We start from the raw sequence: 14458 nt of genomic DNA on the forward strand, positions 1-14458 counted from the left end.
TTTAAATCGGGCTTTTTTATGCGCAGAATTTTTAAGCTGTTACTCGTCAAGTTCTATTATTCAGCGCCTTGCAGCAATTAAAATCACTGCCGCATTTTAAAACTCTAGCTGTCTGTATCCAGATTTTGCTTTGGCTCTAATGTCGTTACCCTGCTTTTGGCTGCCCAATAGGTGGCCAGAGCTGGCCCTGAAATATTGTGCCATAAGCTAAAGATTGCACTGGGCAAAGCCGTAAGTGGAGAAGCTGCAAAATGGGTCGCAGCCAAAGCCACACCCAGACCCGAATTCTGCATTCCCACCTCAATCGATACCGCACGACAGTCTATTTCCGCCAGCTTAAAGATACGACTGGCCCAATAACCCAGCAAATAACCGAGACCATTATGCAAGACCACAATCCCCAAGATCAGTAGTCCAGATTGCAAAATCTGAGCTTTGCTGCCGGCAATAATTGCTGCCACAATCGCGACAATGGCAATCACAGAAATCAGCGGCATCACCTGAATATAGGCATTTACTTTTTGCTTGAGCAGACTCCGTACAATCAAGCCCAGAAGAATTGGAAATAGCACCACTTGTAGAATCGACACCAGCATGGATAAGGCATTGATCTCGATCCATTGGCTGGCCAAGAGATAAAAAATCGCAGGGGTCAGAATCGGAGCCAATAAGGTTGAGACGGAAGTACAGGCCACAGACAGAGCAGTATTGCCTTTGGCCATATAGGTAATGACATTGGAGGCAGTACCACCCGGACAGCAACCGACCAGTATCACCCCGATCGCAATTTCCGGCGGCAACTGGAACAATTGACACAAGAGAAAAGCCAGACCCGGCATCACTACAAACTGGGCCACGACCCCAATCCCGACAGCTTTCGGACTTTGTAGCACACTTTTAAAATCGCCTACGGTCATGGTCATGCCCATACCAAACATGATGATGCCCAGCATCCATGGAATATAAGCGCGTAACCAGACAAAGCCCTCGGGCAGCATTAAGGCAATGCCGGAAAACAGCAGCACCCATAAAGCAAAGGTTTTTTGGACAAATTGGCTAAACTGGAGCAAGGCTGACATGGGGTTCATCCAGGGGTACAAAGGCAGAATAATAACAAGATAAAACAGGCATCTCTCAATACCAGAAATCTGAAGATTTAAATGCGCCGAAGATCAAAGAAATATCCGAAGCGCATCATGATAAAATTTTAAACCGGCTGAACGATATCTTTGGTATAGATGCGTTTTACCCCATGCGCCAGCATATCTTGCCAGGCATGTTGCAAGGAACCATTCAGATCAATGCCCTTGCTGGCATCGGCAATGACATAGGTCTTAAAGCCCAGTTTGCAGGCATCGATGGCGGTCCAAGCCACACAGAAATCGGTAGCAATCCCAACCACAAATACCGTATCAATACCACGTTCACGCAGATAGCCGGCCAAACCGGTTGTGGTTTTCTGATCTGCTTCCATAAAGGCGGAATAACTGTCAATCCGGGAATCAAAACCCTTGCGGATAATCAGTTGCGCTTGCGGTAAATTTAAATCCGGATGCAACTCGGCATCTACTGTCCCCTGCACACAATGCTTTGGCCATAAAACCTGAGTGCCATAATCCAGCTGAATGCTGTCATAAGCCGCTTTAGCGGGGTGATTGTCTGCAAAAGAAATATGGTTTTCTGGATGCCAGTCCTGCGTCAGGATAATATTTTGAAAATACTGCCCCAATAAATTGATATTGGGGATAATCTGGTCAGCATTGGCCACTGCCAGATTACCCCCTGGGGTAAATCCTCTTTGTACATCTACGACCAGCAAAGCGATATTATTTTGCATGTATTTTCATCCATTGAAATCTCGATTTATGTCCAAGCATAGCGCAAATTGTTATCGGATTTTTAGAGCGGCTGCTAAAAACCCTGTGACTGCATATTCTGATTCTGCCTGTTTTTAACCGCACTGCGGATCTGATTCCTTGAATTTTAAACACAAAAAAGCCTGCAAAAGCAGGCTTTTTCAAATCTTGGCCTATTACACTTTGGTACGGTTCACCAGGAACAGCATACACAGTGCAGAAATGATGATACATGGGATTGCGGCTGTAATTACCCCTGCGGCACCAAAACCTGCCACCAGGAGCTGACCTGCGATGACTGGGCCTAGCATGGCACCAATACGACCGACTGCAGAAGCAACACCGACACCGGTACCGCGCACTTCTGTTGGATACACGATACTACCGAAGGCATAAAGTACACCCTGACAGCCAATTACGAAGGCACCTGCCAATGCTGCTGCCATATACATCTGGTTCAGTGAGCTTGCACCATTTAGTGCCAATAGACCTGCAAGAATACCGCCGTACATCAACAGGATCACATACGCTTTTTTCCAGCGATCGGTCAGCATACCCAGGATAATTGTACCAATCGTCGCCGTGACCATGAAGTAGAACTGTGCGGTTGAACCATCCTTACGGCTAAAGCCAAGTTCCATAAACAATGAGGGTAACCAGCTCAACATGATGTAAACCACCATCAGCGTAAAGAAGTAGCTGATCCAGATGCACATGGTACGTAACAGGTTGTCCGAATTAAACAGGTCCTTAAATGAACCTTGTGGTGCAACGGCAAGTTCTGCTGCAGTTTTGTTCTGTGTTTTCAGATATTCCTTCGATTCAGGCAAAAATAGCATCATCAATGGAATTGCAAAAATCGGTAACAAGCCGCCCAGATAGAAAACATTTTTCCAGTTGGCACCAAATTCAGTCGCAGCAATTAAAGATAAAATCGCAGCACCCACAGGCATACCGCAATACATCAAGCCGACTGCACGACCACGATTTTGCGGCGATACCGCTTCAGAAGCGAGTGTGATGAGAATCGGCATCGCACCGCCCAGACCTGCTCCGGCCAGAAAACGTACTGCCAGCAGACTGTTAAAGCTATTGACCCAAACTGTACATAAAGTGAATATGGCAAATGTTGCTGTCGACCAGATCAACACTTTCTTACGGCCGATACGGTCTGCAAATCGACCGCCGATCAGTGCACCGGGTAATAAACCCAGAATCCCTGCACTAAAAAACACACCCAACTGGGAACTATCGAGACCGAAGTGTTCACGCACACCGGCTGCAGCAATACCAGCAGCCTGAATATCCAAGCCTTCAATCACCGCTATCAGAAAACAGATGGCGACCGTGACGATAGCATGCTTATTGTCTGATTTTTCCATTGGATTATCCTTGTTCAATCAGCGTTACAAAAGAAAGACCATCATCTATGAGCCTGAGCGCAGAAATAACTATCAATAAGTTGAACGTTTTACTTGGATATCCCCACAGCAGCTGAAGCAGCTCCATGCAATAGACCTTGCGATAAAGTCGCAAAAGCAATTAATCAAAAAGTTTTAAAATTCACAATTTATACTTTAAGACTTATACATCAAGTTAAAAAACCAACCGATTAGAAAAATATTATGCAATTTATTGATATTAAAAAAAGATTAATCGATTCAATTTTTCAATCTGTTTACATAAGCTTAGCCCCCAGACAAAGATGTTTTACATATAGATTCATCCAATAAAAATATTAATTCAGCAGCTAAAGACAACGAAATTCACGACTTGGCCGAGATTTTTACTCAAATCGAGCTAATTTTGCAGACAAAATTCCATGATATCTTGCTGAGCCGGGACTTAAGTCGCAGTTTGACCACAGTATTTCGCCGGATAAATCATCTAATTTATTACTTGATTGTTTTCAAAAGGCTTTGTATAAAGAATTGAGTGGCTTTGACTAAAGCATATTGTTCTTATGCGTTTGATCAGTCATAATTTGCATAAGCAATCTTCAATTCAGCGCAAGTCCATTGAATTTGCTATAAATCAAAATACAAATCCATCCCAATTTATGTTTTCTCATTCCTTTCGGATGGACAAATAGGATAGTTTTTTAAAATGACTCAGCAAGCACAGACCATTCAAGGTTCCATAGTCGCAATCGTCACCCCTATGTTTGAAGATGGCAGCGTAGATTGGAAGGGTCTCGAGAAGCTGGTTGAATGGCATATTGCAGAGGGCACCAACAGTATTGTTGCCGTTGGAACGACAGGCGAAGCCTCGACCCTGAGCATGAGTGAACACACCCAGGTGATCAAAGAAATCATTCGTGTGGCCAACAAACGTATTCCTATTATTGCCGGCACAGGCGCAAACTCGACCCGTGAAGCCATCCAACTTACCCGTGAAGCCAAAGAGCTCGGCGCCGATGCTGCTCTTCTGGTGACGCCTTATTATAACAAACCGACCCAGGAAGGCTTGTACCAGCATTATAAAGCTGTGGCTGAAGCGGTCGATCTTCCGCAGATTCTGTATAATGTCCCTGGCCGTACCGGTGTCGACATGCTGAATGAAACCGTGATTCGTCTGGCCGATATTCCACAAATCGTCGGGATTAAAGATGCGACGGGTGATGTACCGCGTGGTGCTGAACTCTTGCAAGGTCTGAAAGACAAAGACATGGTGGTCTACTCAGGTGATGATGCAACGGCATATCAGCTGATGGGTCATGGCGCCAAAGGCAATATCTCGGTCACAGCGAATGTGGCTCCGAAAGCCATGAGTGAAGTGTGTGCCGCTGCCATTACAGGTAATGCTACAGACGCTGAACAGTTAAATGCTCAGGTTGCAAATTTACACAATATTTTATTTTGCGAATCAAACCCAATTCCTGTGAAATGGGCACTCCATGACATGGGCTTAATTGGTACTGGCATTCGCCTTCCATTAACACCACTTGCAGAACAATATCGCGCTCCGCTTCATGAAGCACTGGTCGAAGCGGGCGTTATTAAATAAAAGAGCACAAGATTATGCAATTACGTTTAGGACTTAGCCTTACACTTTCAGTATTCAGTTTGGCAGGTTGTAGTTCAATGGCCTTTAATAACGGCACTTTAGACTATAAAGAAACTACAACTCTGGACGCTTTACAATATCCTGAAGGCGCCATGGTACGTCCTGCAACGCCATTGTATCCTGCTCCAACAGTCGATCCGCTTGCAATTGAAAATGCACCGAAGCTTGAAAACCAGCGTGGCAACCGTTTTGCCTTGCCACGCCCTCAGGCCCAGACTGAGAACACCGCTCAAGCTGAGCTGACTGAAAGCAATGCTGTTGGTAAACCACAGTTGGTCACAGACGGAAATCTTAATCCGCTGCTTAAAATTGACGGAAATTCTGCTACAATTTGGCAATATACGCTTGCCACCCTCAGCAGCCTGAATCATAGCATCGTTGCGCAGAATAAAAACCGTTACGAAGTCACGATTCGGGTCGACCAGCAAACCTATGTATTAAGATTATCTTCTGTCGGTTCAAGTAATAACCTCGCTGTGTTCAATGCCGATAACAGTTTTGCCGACCGTGAAAAAGCCGCAGAACTGCTCAACCAGATTTACCAAAATTGGCCAGCCTAGACATTTCTAGGCATTTTTTTTTGTAAAAGGTTCCCTCATGTTAAAACAAACCTTGCTCTATACTGGTAAAGCGAAATCTGTCTACACCACAGACAGTTCAGACCATCTGATTTTAGTCTTTCGAGATGATGCCTCTGCATTCAATGGCGAAAAAATCGAGCAACTAGATCGTAAAGGCAAGGTGAACAACCGTTTTAACGCCTTCATCATGGAAAAGCTGGCAGAAGCGGGTATTGAAACTCACTTTGAAAAGCTGCTGACTCCAAATGAAGTGCTGGTGAAAAAACTGGATATGATCCCGGTTGAATGTGTGATTCGTAACTATGCAGCAGGTTCTTTATGCCGCCGTTTAGGTGTTGAAGAAGGTAAAGAACTGACTCCATCTACATTCGAATTGTTCTTTAAAGACGATGCGCTTGGCGATCCAATGGTCAATGAATCGCAAGCGATTGCTTTAGGTTGGGCGACTGCTGAGCAACTGGAAAAAATGAAAGAATTGACTTACCAAGTCAATGACGTGCTGAAAGCATTGTTTGATGCCGGTAACATGATTCTGGTCGACTTCAAACTTGAATTCGGTGTATTCCATGACCGTATCGTTTTGGGTGATGAATTCTCTCCAGACGGTTGCCGTCTATGGGACAAAGACACCAAGAAAAAACTCGACAAAGACCGTTTCCGTCAAGGTTTAGGCGGTGTGGTTGAAGCCTATGAAGAAGTTGCGGGCCGTTTAGGTATTAACCTCGACAACATCTAATGGTGTAGTCCATTGCTTCAAAAAAACCGAGCTCAACCGCTCGGTTTTTTTATCCCTGATTTTTTTGGCTGGGCCAGATTAACCTTTTAAGCTTTAATCGAAAAAACAAATATTACAGATAAAAATGATCGCTTTTACATTGGAAAATCTATGGTCTAATATCATCACATACCAGGCAAATTAGTGAGCTGATTGATTTAACTCAAGGTTTGCCGACCAGATTGATCGGCTACCCTCTAGGATGTTCTCTCCCTTAAAAAACATCCTAATTTATGCCCAATTCGCCTTGAATTGGGCTTTTTTTGCCTGAGTTTAATCTATTTGTGTACTGATATTATTGCTGCTGTTGCTGTTGTTGCCAACGGCGTTGCTGTAAGCGCTCTCCTTCAACTTCACGTTTATTGCGTGCCGACTCATACAGTTTGGTATCTTTCAGTTCTGGCGGCATATAGTCTTGCAGCACAAAATGCTCAGGATAATGATGCGGATACAGATAATCCACCCCGTAGCCCTGTTCTTTCATCAGCTTGGTCGGTGCATTTCTCAAATGCAAAGGCACCGGCAAATTCGAGGTTTTATCTGCAAGCTCCATCGCCTTGTTAATTGCCAGATAGGTGCTGTTACTTTTGGCACTGGTGGCTAAATACACCGCACATTGTCCTAAAATAATCCGGCATTCCGGCATGCCGACGGCCTGCACCGAACGGAAACATTCACCCGCCAGCAATAAGGCATTCGGATTGGAATTACCGATATCTTCAGAAGCTGCAATCAGCATACGGCGGGCAATAAATACCGGATCTTCACCGCCTTTGAGCATGCGTGCCATCCAGTACAGTGCTGCATCGGGATCACTGCCGCGAATTGATTTTATAAAAGCCGAGACCAGATCATAATGCTGTTCACCGGACTTGTCATAACGGGCAATATTTTGCTGTGCCACTTTCACCACCCCTGCATTGGTGATGATATTTTCCATATCCGGTTCAAAAGTACTGGCAATCAGATCAAGTAAATTCAATGCTTTACGGGCATCACCTGCTGCGAACTGCACCAAGGCATCAAATTCTTCAATCAGGATATGTCGTTCCTGCAAAAAACGGTCATTTTGCAAGGCTTGTGTGAGCAGAGTCTGAATCGATTCCGCACTCAACGCATTCAGGCTATACACCTGACAACGTGACAATAAGGCACTATTCACTTCAAAAGACGGGTTTTCGGTAGTGGCACCAATTAAGGTAATTTTCCCTTTTTCGACCGCATTTAACAGTGCATCCTGCTGGGATTTATTAAAGCGGTGAATTTCATCAATAAACACCACTGGCGTCAGCAGATCACCGCCTTCGGCAATGATTTCACGTAGTTCTTTCACCCCGGTATTCAGTGCAGACAGACTGATAAAAGGCCGATCTACCGCTTGTGCCAACAGTAAGGCAATGGTGGTTTTTCCAACGCCGGGTGGTCCCCAGAAAATAATCGACGGTAGATGACCCTGATCAATCATCTGGCGTAAGGGCGCCTGTTCCCCTAGCAAATGTTCCTGCCCGATAATCTCTGCAAGGTCACGTGGTCTTAAGCGTTCTGGAAGCGGGATATGACTATCTGACATGTTATTATTGGCTCAAACTAAATTCTGATCTCATTCTAACACCAGCAGTTTTGATTCCAAGATTGCAAACATAAAGCATAAAAAATTAATTTATGTAGAAATCCTCTATTTTTTTAATTCTGAATGAATTAATCTTCATAAAAGCAAGTAATTTGAACATGATTAATTGTGAATTAATTACAGTGTAATTTTCATATTGTTTATTCTAATTAAAAGAAACTTATGTCGCCCCCTTGGGTATTTTTGGGTTGTATTGGTGAATGCATGAAGCATGATAAATTTGAACAGGGAGCTGTGAGCCAGTCGGAACCTCTGCTGGCAACATCACTGAGTTCAACCCCTGTTCATCTGTCTGAATTAATTCAGCTTCAAAAACTGATTGATGCCTTACCCCAACCTCTCTGGGTCAGTAGCAAAACACATCTGCACTATTTTAACGCCGCCATGACCGATTATCTTGGTGTGAACCTGAATGAACCGGGCAATATATCGTGGCAGAGTTTCATTCATACCGAGGACTTACAGCTGTTTTCGAAGCTGTGGCATGCGGCACTGGATCAGCATCAGAATTTTGAAACCCAGTGCCGGATTAAACGCAGCGATACCCATTATCGTATGTGTACGCTGGCGGTAAAATTTCATCATGATCCGGAAGATGTGTTGCAGTGGGCGGTTTCACTGACCGATGTACATGATTATTTTGAAATCCAGCAACAACTGTCTCAAATCGTTTCAACCCAGGAAAATATGCTGGATGCCAGCGCAGACTGCATCCATATTATCAGTCCTGAAGGTCAGATTCGGCATAGTAACCAGTCTGACGGTCTGACACCAGAAAGCGAAACAACAGCGCAAGATCAGGACAGTTCTTTGTCCTGGCTGAACCGTTTAGCACCTGAAGCCCGAAAATCCGGACAACGTGCACTGAAACAGGCAGTCCTAGGCTTAAATAGCCGTTTTTCTAGCAAAACTCAGAGCAAAGACCAGCCAATCCAATATTGGGATCATCTGCTGACCCCAATTCTGGATCAGCACAATATTACCCAAAGCATCCTCTGTGTCTCACGCAATATCAGTCAGCAAAAAATTGCAGAAACCCGCTTAAAAGAAGCCATTAAACGAGATGAACTGACTGGTCTGTATAATCGCAGTACCTTCTATAAAACCTTTAAACAGGTGCTATTGAAAGCGCAACAACAGCAGACCAAGGCGGGTCTACTGCTGATTGATCTGGATTATTTCCGGCACATCAATGACACCCTAGGTCATATTGCTGGCGATCATCTACTCCATGTTCTGGGTCAGCGTTTCCAGGCCTGTTTCGGCCCGAATACCATTGTGGCCCGTTTGGGTGGAGATGAATTTGCGGTTCTGGTGAAAAATCTGGAAAGTGAAGAACAGCTGCTGGCCACGGCACAACTGGCCTATAGCCAGCTGGATCAACCGATCAATTATATTGGCGACAGTATCAGCAGTGCCATGAGTATTGGCTGTGCTATCTATCCACGTGATGCATTAAATACTTCGAACCTGTTGAAATGTGCCGATATTGCTCTAAATGATCTGAAAAATAGTGGTCGTGGCGGCATTCGCATGTTTAGTCAGGACATGTGTGGTTCGCTGGAAAATATGACCAAGCAGCTGACTTTGGCCCGCAAGATTATTCTGGCCGATCAGATCATTCCCTACTATCAACCCAAAGTCCGTCTGTCTGATGGTGTGGTGATTGGTTTTGAAGCACTGTTACGCTGGCAAGATCAGGATCAGCAGGTGCAACTGCCTTCCGAGATTTTTGGTGCCTTTCAGGACTATGAGCTGGCCTCACGTATCAGTGAAACCATGCAACTGAAAGTCTTTGCCGATATGAGTCGCTGGCAGGCCCAAGGACTGGATCTGTTGCCGATTTCAATCAATGCCGCACCGGTTGAATTTTTGCGCGATGACTATGCTGAAAAAATGTTGGCCCGCCTGTCCAATTTTGATATTCCTGCGCATAAGGTGGAACTGGAAATTACTGAACAAAGCCTGTCCGAGCATGGTGCCAATTATGTGATCCGGGCCCTGAACCTACTGAAACAGGCCGGAATCCAGATCTCACTGGATGATTTCGGCACCGGGCATTCTTCACTAACCCGTTTACAAGACTATCCGGTGGATTGCATCAAAATTGACCGCAACTTCGTCGAGCGTATGAACAGTGACCCGTCCGCCTTGGCGATTGTCAAAGCCATTACCCAGATTGGTTCCAGTATTGCTTTGGATGTTCTGGTCGAAGGCATCGAAAATACCGAACAACTCGATACCCTGATCCATTGTGACTGTCAGATTGGACAAGGCTTTTATTTCTATCGTCCGATGGCCAGTGCTTCGGCTCAGGCCCTACTGCATCCGGTAGCTCAGAAACGCTAAGGCAGACAGGTTTAACGCACCCAACGCACGATATAGTCTTCGATGTCGTCTTCAGGAATGTCGGCTTCACTCAGGCAGCGCCCTGCTGCCGACTTGCGTGCCTGAATCACACTTTCCCGTGAACCGCTGATCAGATAATGCCAGGCTGGCAGGCTTTTGCCCTGCTCGACCCGGCGATAAGCACAGCTTGAAGGCAACCAGTGAATCGTTTCCAATTTTTCTGGCGTGAGCTGAATACAGTCTGGCACATAGTGCAAACGCTCTGGATAATTGGAGCAACGCGCAGTCGTACAATCCAGCAGTTTGCAGGCCACTTTGGTATAAGCGACTTCCTGGGTATCTTCATCTTCCAGTTTAATCAGGCAACAGAGTCCGCAACCATCACACAAGGCTTCCCACTCGGCTTGCGTGAGTTCGGCAAGGCCATAGTTTTTCCAAAATTCGGGACGTAAAGTATCGGTCATGATCAGGTCGGTGCACTCAAAAATCAGCTGATTATAGCAGCCCAAACCGCGCAGACCTACCGCTCAAATTCTTATTACCATCACGTAAACTATTGTTAAATCATAGACAGTTCGTCAACAAAACACTAACAGTCGCTGGAATCGTTTATTTCTATACTAAATTTGAAAATAAAAACACATGGAGAATATATATGTTTCGCTGGGCTATTATTTTTGCTGTTATTGCATTAATTGCGAGTCTACTTGGTTTCGGTGGAGTAGCAGGCTTATCTAAGGATTTTGCAATTATCTTGTTAGTAATTGCGGTGATTCTTGCGATCGTTGGATTTCTTTCCCGCGGTAAGGTCTAGATTCAGTTTAGATTGAGTCGAAGCAAGTATGATCCTTCGAAAAAAACAAGAGCCTTCTGGCTCTTGTTTTTTTATGGCTTTATTAAGCGAATATCAAGTTCAATATTCACTTAAGGTTTTAAATGACGCGGTCTAAAACCTGCCGCCAGCAAGGCCGCCAGATAGGCCACCACACCAATGACACACAAGATGAGTACTTCTGCGACACGCATCCATTGCGACACATCGGCATTGTACCAACTTAAGGCATAAGCCAAAGCTGCGATCATCACCACATTGGCAAACATGAATTGCAGGAAGATTTTTTTCCAGTGCGGGCCGAAGCGGAAAATATGACGCTTATGCAGATAATAATAAAGCAGGCCGGCATTCACCATGGCTGAACCGGTCGATGCCAGCGCCAGTGCCATATGTTCTGCTTCCCAGTCAATCAGCTTGAAGATACCGATAAAAATCACGTTCAGGATTGCATTGGCAGCCACAGCCATCAGACCGACACGCACCGGTGTTTTGGTATCCTGCTGTGCATAGAAACCCGGGGCAAAGACTTTAATCAACATAAAGGCAATCACACCACCGCTCATACATTGCAGCGCCAGAGCCGTCATTTGGGTATCTTCAAAGCTGAACTGACCACGTTCAAACAGGGCCTGAATGATCGGGGTCGACAGCATAAACAAGGCAATACTGGCCGGTAAACCTGCCATTACAATCACTTTAGCGGCCCAGTCCATCATGCCGCGGAATTTTTCCGGATTCTGCTCGGTATGTCGTGCCGATAAAGATGGCAAAATGACAGTACCAATCGCCACACCAATCAGGCCAAGCGGCAACTCGGTCATACGCTCGGCACTATACAGCCAGGACACCGAACCATCCTGCATGAAAGATGCCCAGATGGTATTCAGCAGCAGGTTAATTTGCGTGACGGATACACCAAATAAAGCCGGCAGCATCAATTTCATGATGCGATCCACGCCTTCATGCTTGAAGTCAATTTTAGGTGGGATCAGCAGGTTTTTACGCCACAGTTCAGGAATCTGAATCGCCAGCTGTAAAATACCGGCAATGATGACTGCCCAGCCCAGTGCCATAATCGGCTCTGCCATATGCGGAGTCAGCCAGAGCGCGCCAGCAATCATGGCCACATTGAGCAAGACCGGTGCAAAGGCCGGTGTACTAAAAGAACCATAACTGTTCAGAATACTGCTGGCAAAAGCCGTCAGTGACATGAACAGTAAATAAGGAATGGTCAGGCGGAACATGTCAGTCGCCAAGGCAAATTTTTCAGGATCGCTATGGAAACCGGGCGCATAGATATACATGATCAACGGCGCAGCAATCACTGCGAACATGGTCAGCAGACTCATTACCGTTGCCAGACAGCCAAAGACCCGGCTAATCAGAATCTGCACTTCGGCATGGGTACGACTGGTTTTGTATTCGGTCAAAACCGGAATAAAGGCCTGTGAAAATGCCCCTTCGGCAAATAATCGCCTGAAAAAGTTTGGAATACGAAATGCGACCACGAAGGTATCGAAGTCCTTACCCGCACCAAAGACATTCAGTAAAACAATATCTCGAACCAATCCCAGTACACGTGACAACATGGTCATCGCACTGACAATGACGGTCGAACGCCAAAGCGCCATCCTATTCACCTAATGTATAAATTTGTGGCTATTGTAATGAAACCTCTGTCAGAAGTTCATTGCTTAATTGCATCCCTCAAGCGAGGTTGAGGTATTTTTATAATGCTGTAACTGGCAACGAAAATCAGCCCAGTTAAAATACGGTCCCGGATCGGTCTTACGGCCCGGGGCAATATCCGAATGTCCGGCAATATGCTGCTGAATTTTAGGATAATAATCTTGCAAACAGGCAGTGACTTTGATTAAGGCGGCATACTGTACCGGTTCAAAAGGCAAGTCGTCACTGCCTTCCAGCTCAATGCCAATCGAATAATCATTACATTCTTCTTTACCCAAATAGGTCGAACGTCCAGCATGCCAGGCACGGTCATTAAAATTGACGAATTGCAGTACCTCACCAGAACGTAAAATCAGTAGATGGGTCGAAACCTGCATCCCTTCAATGCTTTGAAAATAGGGATGGACTGACCAATCCAGTTGATTTTGAAAAAACTGTTCAATATAACCGCCGCCAAACTGTGAGGGTGGCAGACTGATGTTATGCACCACAATGAGCTGAATCTCGGTATTGTCCGGACGCTGGTTAAAATTGGGAGAGGGAATGTGACGTGCGCCCATCAGTTGTCCATTCTTAACCTGAAACTCGGCTGCCTGTTGCATAAAACCATTCTCTCCAAAAATAAAATCTGCACGATCAGGGTTGCAGCCGGCTTCATGCTAAAACTTTCAGGCACAAATCTCAATTCATCCCGGCAGACTGTAGGAAAAATCGCTCATTTTTTATGTAACAGTGCTAAGATAAGGCGCAATTTTCACGGCTTAAAAGATACGGAAATACTCATGCGCATATCTCAAGCGTTGCTAGACCAGTCGATTCAGATCAATATCCAACAGGCACTTTCAGAAGATATTGGTGACGGTGATATTACTGCCCTGCTGACCCCTGAAGATGAACAGGCCACTGCCACGATCATCAGCCGTGAAGATATGGTACTGGCCGGGCAACCTTGGGTGAATGCCTTGATTCAGGCCTATGATCCAAGTGTTGAAGTCATCTGGCTAAAAAATGAGGGTGATCAGGTTCAAGCCAATGAAACTTTCCTTAAACTGGCCGGTTCTGCACGCAGTTTATTGACTGTGGAACGTCCTGCGCTGAATTTTGTCCAGACACTGTCTGCCGTTGCGACGAAAACAGCGCATTATGTCAAACAATTGGATGGCTTAAATACCAAGCTTCTGGATACCCGTAAAACCCTTCCTGGCCTGCGTATTGCACAAAAATATGCCGTTGCCATTGGTGGTGGGCAGAATCATCGTCTGGGTTTATTCGATGCCTTTTTGATTAAAGAAAATCATATTATGGCCGCTGGCGGAATTGTTCAGGCGATTGCCAAGGCACACCAGATTGCGCCGGGCAAACCGGTCGAAGTGGAAGTGGAAACCTGGGATGAGTTGAATCAGGCCTTAGAGGCCAATGCGGATATCGTGATGCTGGATAATTTCAGCCAGCAGCAAATGATTGAGGCAGTACAGCATGTGGCCGGCCGCTGCAAACTGGAAGCATCTGGCAATATCACGATTGATAATTTACGTGAAGTTGCCAGTAGCGGTGTCGATTATATTTCGATGGGTGTCTTGACCAAAGATGTCAAAGCTGTGGATTTATCGATGCGATTTAATGCTGAAGCCTAAATTCGATAGATGACCATTGAGGGTGCGAAGCACCCTTTTTTTA

General features: G+C 45.4%; 13 protein-coding genes. 6 read left to right on the forward strand and 7 right to left on the reverse strand.

What is annotated here, in order from left to right; genetic code table 11:
* Positions 1-104: 104 nt before the first annotated feature.
* The 3 genes from CWI32_RS02445 to mhpT all read right to left on the reverse strand — a co-directional run bounded on the left by CWI32_RS02445 (position 105) and on the right by mhpT (position 3238).
* A complete protein-coding gene (locus CWI32_RS02445; RefSeq protein WP_005173337.1) occupies positions 105-1079 on the reverse strand; it encodes a bile acid:sodium symporter family protein in 975 nt (324 codons plus the stop codon).
* A gap of 128 nt (positions 1080-1207) precedes the next feature.
* Positions 1208-1837, reverse strand: coding sequence for a bifunctional nicotinamidase/pyrazinamidase (gene pncA / locus CWI32_RS02450; protein ID WP_005173338.1), 630 nt, complete (start codon positions 1835-1837; stop codon positions 1208-1210).
* 195 nt (positions 1838-2032) lie between these two features.
* Positions 2033-3238, reverse strand: coding sequence for a 3-(3-hydroxy-phenyl)propionate transporter MhpT (gene mhpT / locus CWI32_RS02455; protein ID WP_005173339.1), 1206 nt, complete (start codon positions 3236-3238; stop codon positions 2033-2035).
* A 724-nt stretch (positions 3239-3962) separates the two neighbouring features.
* On the opposite strand from mhpT, the gene dapA reads away from it, so the two are divergent.
* Genes dapA through purC form a run of 3 tightly spaced genes read left to right on the forward strand, consistent with a single transcriptional unit; the run spans position 3963 to position 6239 of the window.
* Positions 3963-4862: a 4-hydroxy-tetrahydrodipicolinate synthase gene (gene dapA, locus CWI32_RS02460; RefSeq protein ID WP_005173340.1), complete on the forward strand. Its 900-nt coding sequence runs from the start codon at positions 3963-3965 to the stop codon at positions 4860-4862.
* 14 nt (positions 4863-4876) lie between these two features.
* Positions 4877-5482, forward strand: coding sequence for a lipoprotein-34 precursor (NlpB) (locus CWI32_RS02465; protein WP_100329542.1), 606 nt, complete (start codon positions 4877-4879; stop codon positions 5480-5482).
* Positions 5483-5519: 37 nt separating this feature from the next.
* A complete protein-coding gene (purC, locus tag CWI32_RS02470; protein ID WP_005173343.1) occupies positions 5520-6239 on the forward strand; it encodes a phosphoribosylaminoimidazolesuccinocarboxamide synthase in 720 nt (239 codons plus the stop codon).
* Positions 6240-6573: 334 nt separating this feature from the next.
* On the opposite strand, the gene CWI32_RS02475 is transcribed toward purC, so the two are convergent.
* Complete coding sequence (locus tag CWI32_RS02475; protein WP_100534552.1) at positions 6574-7848, reverse strand: replication-associated recombination protein A; 1275 nt, start codon at positions 7846-7848, stop codon at positions 6574-6576.
* Between the two features lie 264 nt (positions 7849-8112).
* Between CWI32_RS02475 and CWI32_RS02480 the strand changes: the two genes are divergently transcribed.
* The gene (locus CWI32_RS02480; RefSeq protein WP_100534553.1) at positions 8113-10257 is read left to right on the forward strand and encodes an EAL domain-containing protein; all 2145 of its coding nucleotides are present in this window, start codon (positions 8113-8115) and stop codon (positions 10255-10257) included.
* 11 nt (positions 10258-10268) lie between these two features.
* Here CWI32_RS02480 and CWI32_RS02485 read toward each other — a convergent pair whose 3' ends face one another.
* Positions 10269-10721, reverse strand: coding sequence for a YcgN family cysteine cluster protein (locus tag CWI32_RS02485; protein WP_100534751.1), 453 nt, complete (start codon positions 10719-10721; stop codon positions 10269-10271).
* A gap of 191 nt (positions 10722-10912) precedes the next feature.
* On the opposite strand from CWI32_RS02485, the gene CWI32_RS02490 reads away from it, so the two are divergent.
* Complete coding sequence (locus CWI32_RS02490; RefSeq protein WP_004647174.1) at positions 10913-11071, forward strand: DUF1328 domain-containing protein; 159 nt, start codon at positions 10913-10915, stop codon at positions 11069-11071.
* Positions 11072-11181: 110 nt separating this feature from the next.
* Here CWI32_RS02490 and murJ read toward each other — a convergent pair whose 3' ends face one another.
* Both murJ and ampD read right to left on the reverse strand, forming a co-directional pair.
* Positions 11182-12732, reverse strand: a complete 1551-nt coding sequence (gene murJ / locus CWI32_RS02495) for a murein biosynthesis integral membrane protein MurJ (RefSeq protein WP_171255753.1) — start codon at positions 12730-12732, stop codon at positions 11182-11184.
* Between the two features lie 54 nt (positions 12733-12786).
* Complete coding sequence (gene ampD, locus CWI32_RS02500; RefSeq protein ID WP_100534554.1) at positions 12787-13383, reverse strand: 1,6-anhydro-N-acetylmuramyl-L-alanine amidase AmpD; 597 nt, start codon at positions 13381-13383, stop codon at positions 12787-12789.
* 180 nt (positions 13384-13563) lie between these two features.
* On the opposite strand from ampD, the gene nadC reads away from it, so the two are divergent.
* Positions 13564-14415: a carboxylating nicotinate-nucleotide diphosphorylase gene (gene nadC / locus CWI32_RS02505; protein ID WP_100534555.1), complete on the forward strand. Its 852-nt coding sequence runs from the start codon at positions 13564-13566 to the stop codon at positions 14413-14415.
* Positions 14416-14458: the final 43 nt, after the last annotated feature.

Source organism: Acinetobacter pseudolwoffii, assembly GCF_002803605.1.
GTDB classification, from domain to species: Bacteria; Pseudomonadota; Gammaproteobacteria; order Pseudomonadales; family Moraxellaceae; genus Acinetobacter; species Acinetobacter pseudolwoffii.

Excerpts from the sequence above, each read along its gene's own strand:
- dapA (WP_005173340.1), top strand. The coding sequence starts at position 3,963 with ATGACTCAGCAAGCACAGACCATTCAAGGTTCCATAGTCGCAATCGTC.
- CWI32_RS02485 (WP_100534751.1), bottom strand. The coding sequence starts at position 10,721 with ATGACCGATACTTTACGTCCCGAATTTTGGAAAAACTATGGCCTTGCC.
- CWI32_RS02475 (WP_100534552.1), bottom strand. The coding sequence starts at position 7,848 with ATGTCAGATAGTCATATCCCGCTTCCAGAACGCTTAAGACCACGTGAC.
- nadC (WP_100534555.1), top strand. The coding sequence starts at position 13,564 with ATGCGCATATCTCAAGCGTTGCTAGACCAGTCGATTCAGATCAATATC.
- CWI32_RS02490 (WP_004647174.1), top strand. The coding sequence starts at position 10,913 with ATGTTTCGCTGGGCTATTATTTTTGCTGTTATTGCATTAATTGCGAGT.
- ampD (WP_100534554.1), bottom strand. The coding sequence starts at position 13,383 with ATGCAACAGGCAGCCGAGTTTCAGGTTAAGAATGGACAACTGATGGGC.
- CWI32_RS02480 (WP_100534553.1), top strand. The coding sequence starts at position 8,113 with ATGAAGCATGATAAATTTGAACAGGGAGCTGTGAGCCAGTCGGAACCT.
- CWI32_RS02445 (WP_005173337.1), bottom strand. The coding sequence starts at position 1,079 with ATGTCAGCCTTGCTCCAGTTTAGCCAATTTGTCCAAAAAACCTTTGCT.
- purC (WP_005173343.1), top strand. The coding sequence starts at position 5,520 with ATGTTAAAACAAACCTTGCTCTATACTGGTAAAGCGAAATCTGTCTAC.
- pncA (WP_005173338.1), bottom strand. The coding sequence starts at position 1,837 with ATGCAAAATAATATCGCTTTGCTGGTCGTAGATGTACAAAGAGGATTT.
- mhpT (WP_005173339.1), bottom strand. The coding sequence starts at position 3,238 with ATGGAAAAATCAGACAATAAGCATGCTATCGTCACGGTCGCCATCTGT.
- CWI32_RS02465 (WP_100329542.1), top strand. The coding sequence starts at position 4,877 with ATGCAATTACGTTTAGGACTTAGCCTTACACTTTCAGTATTCAGTTTG.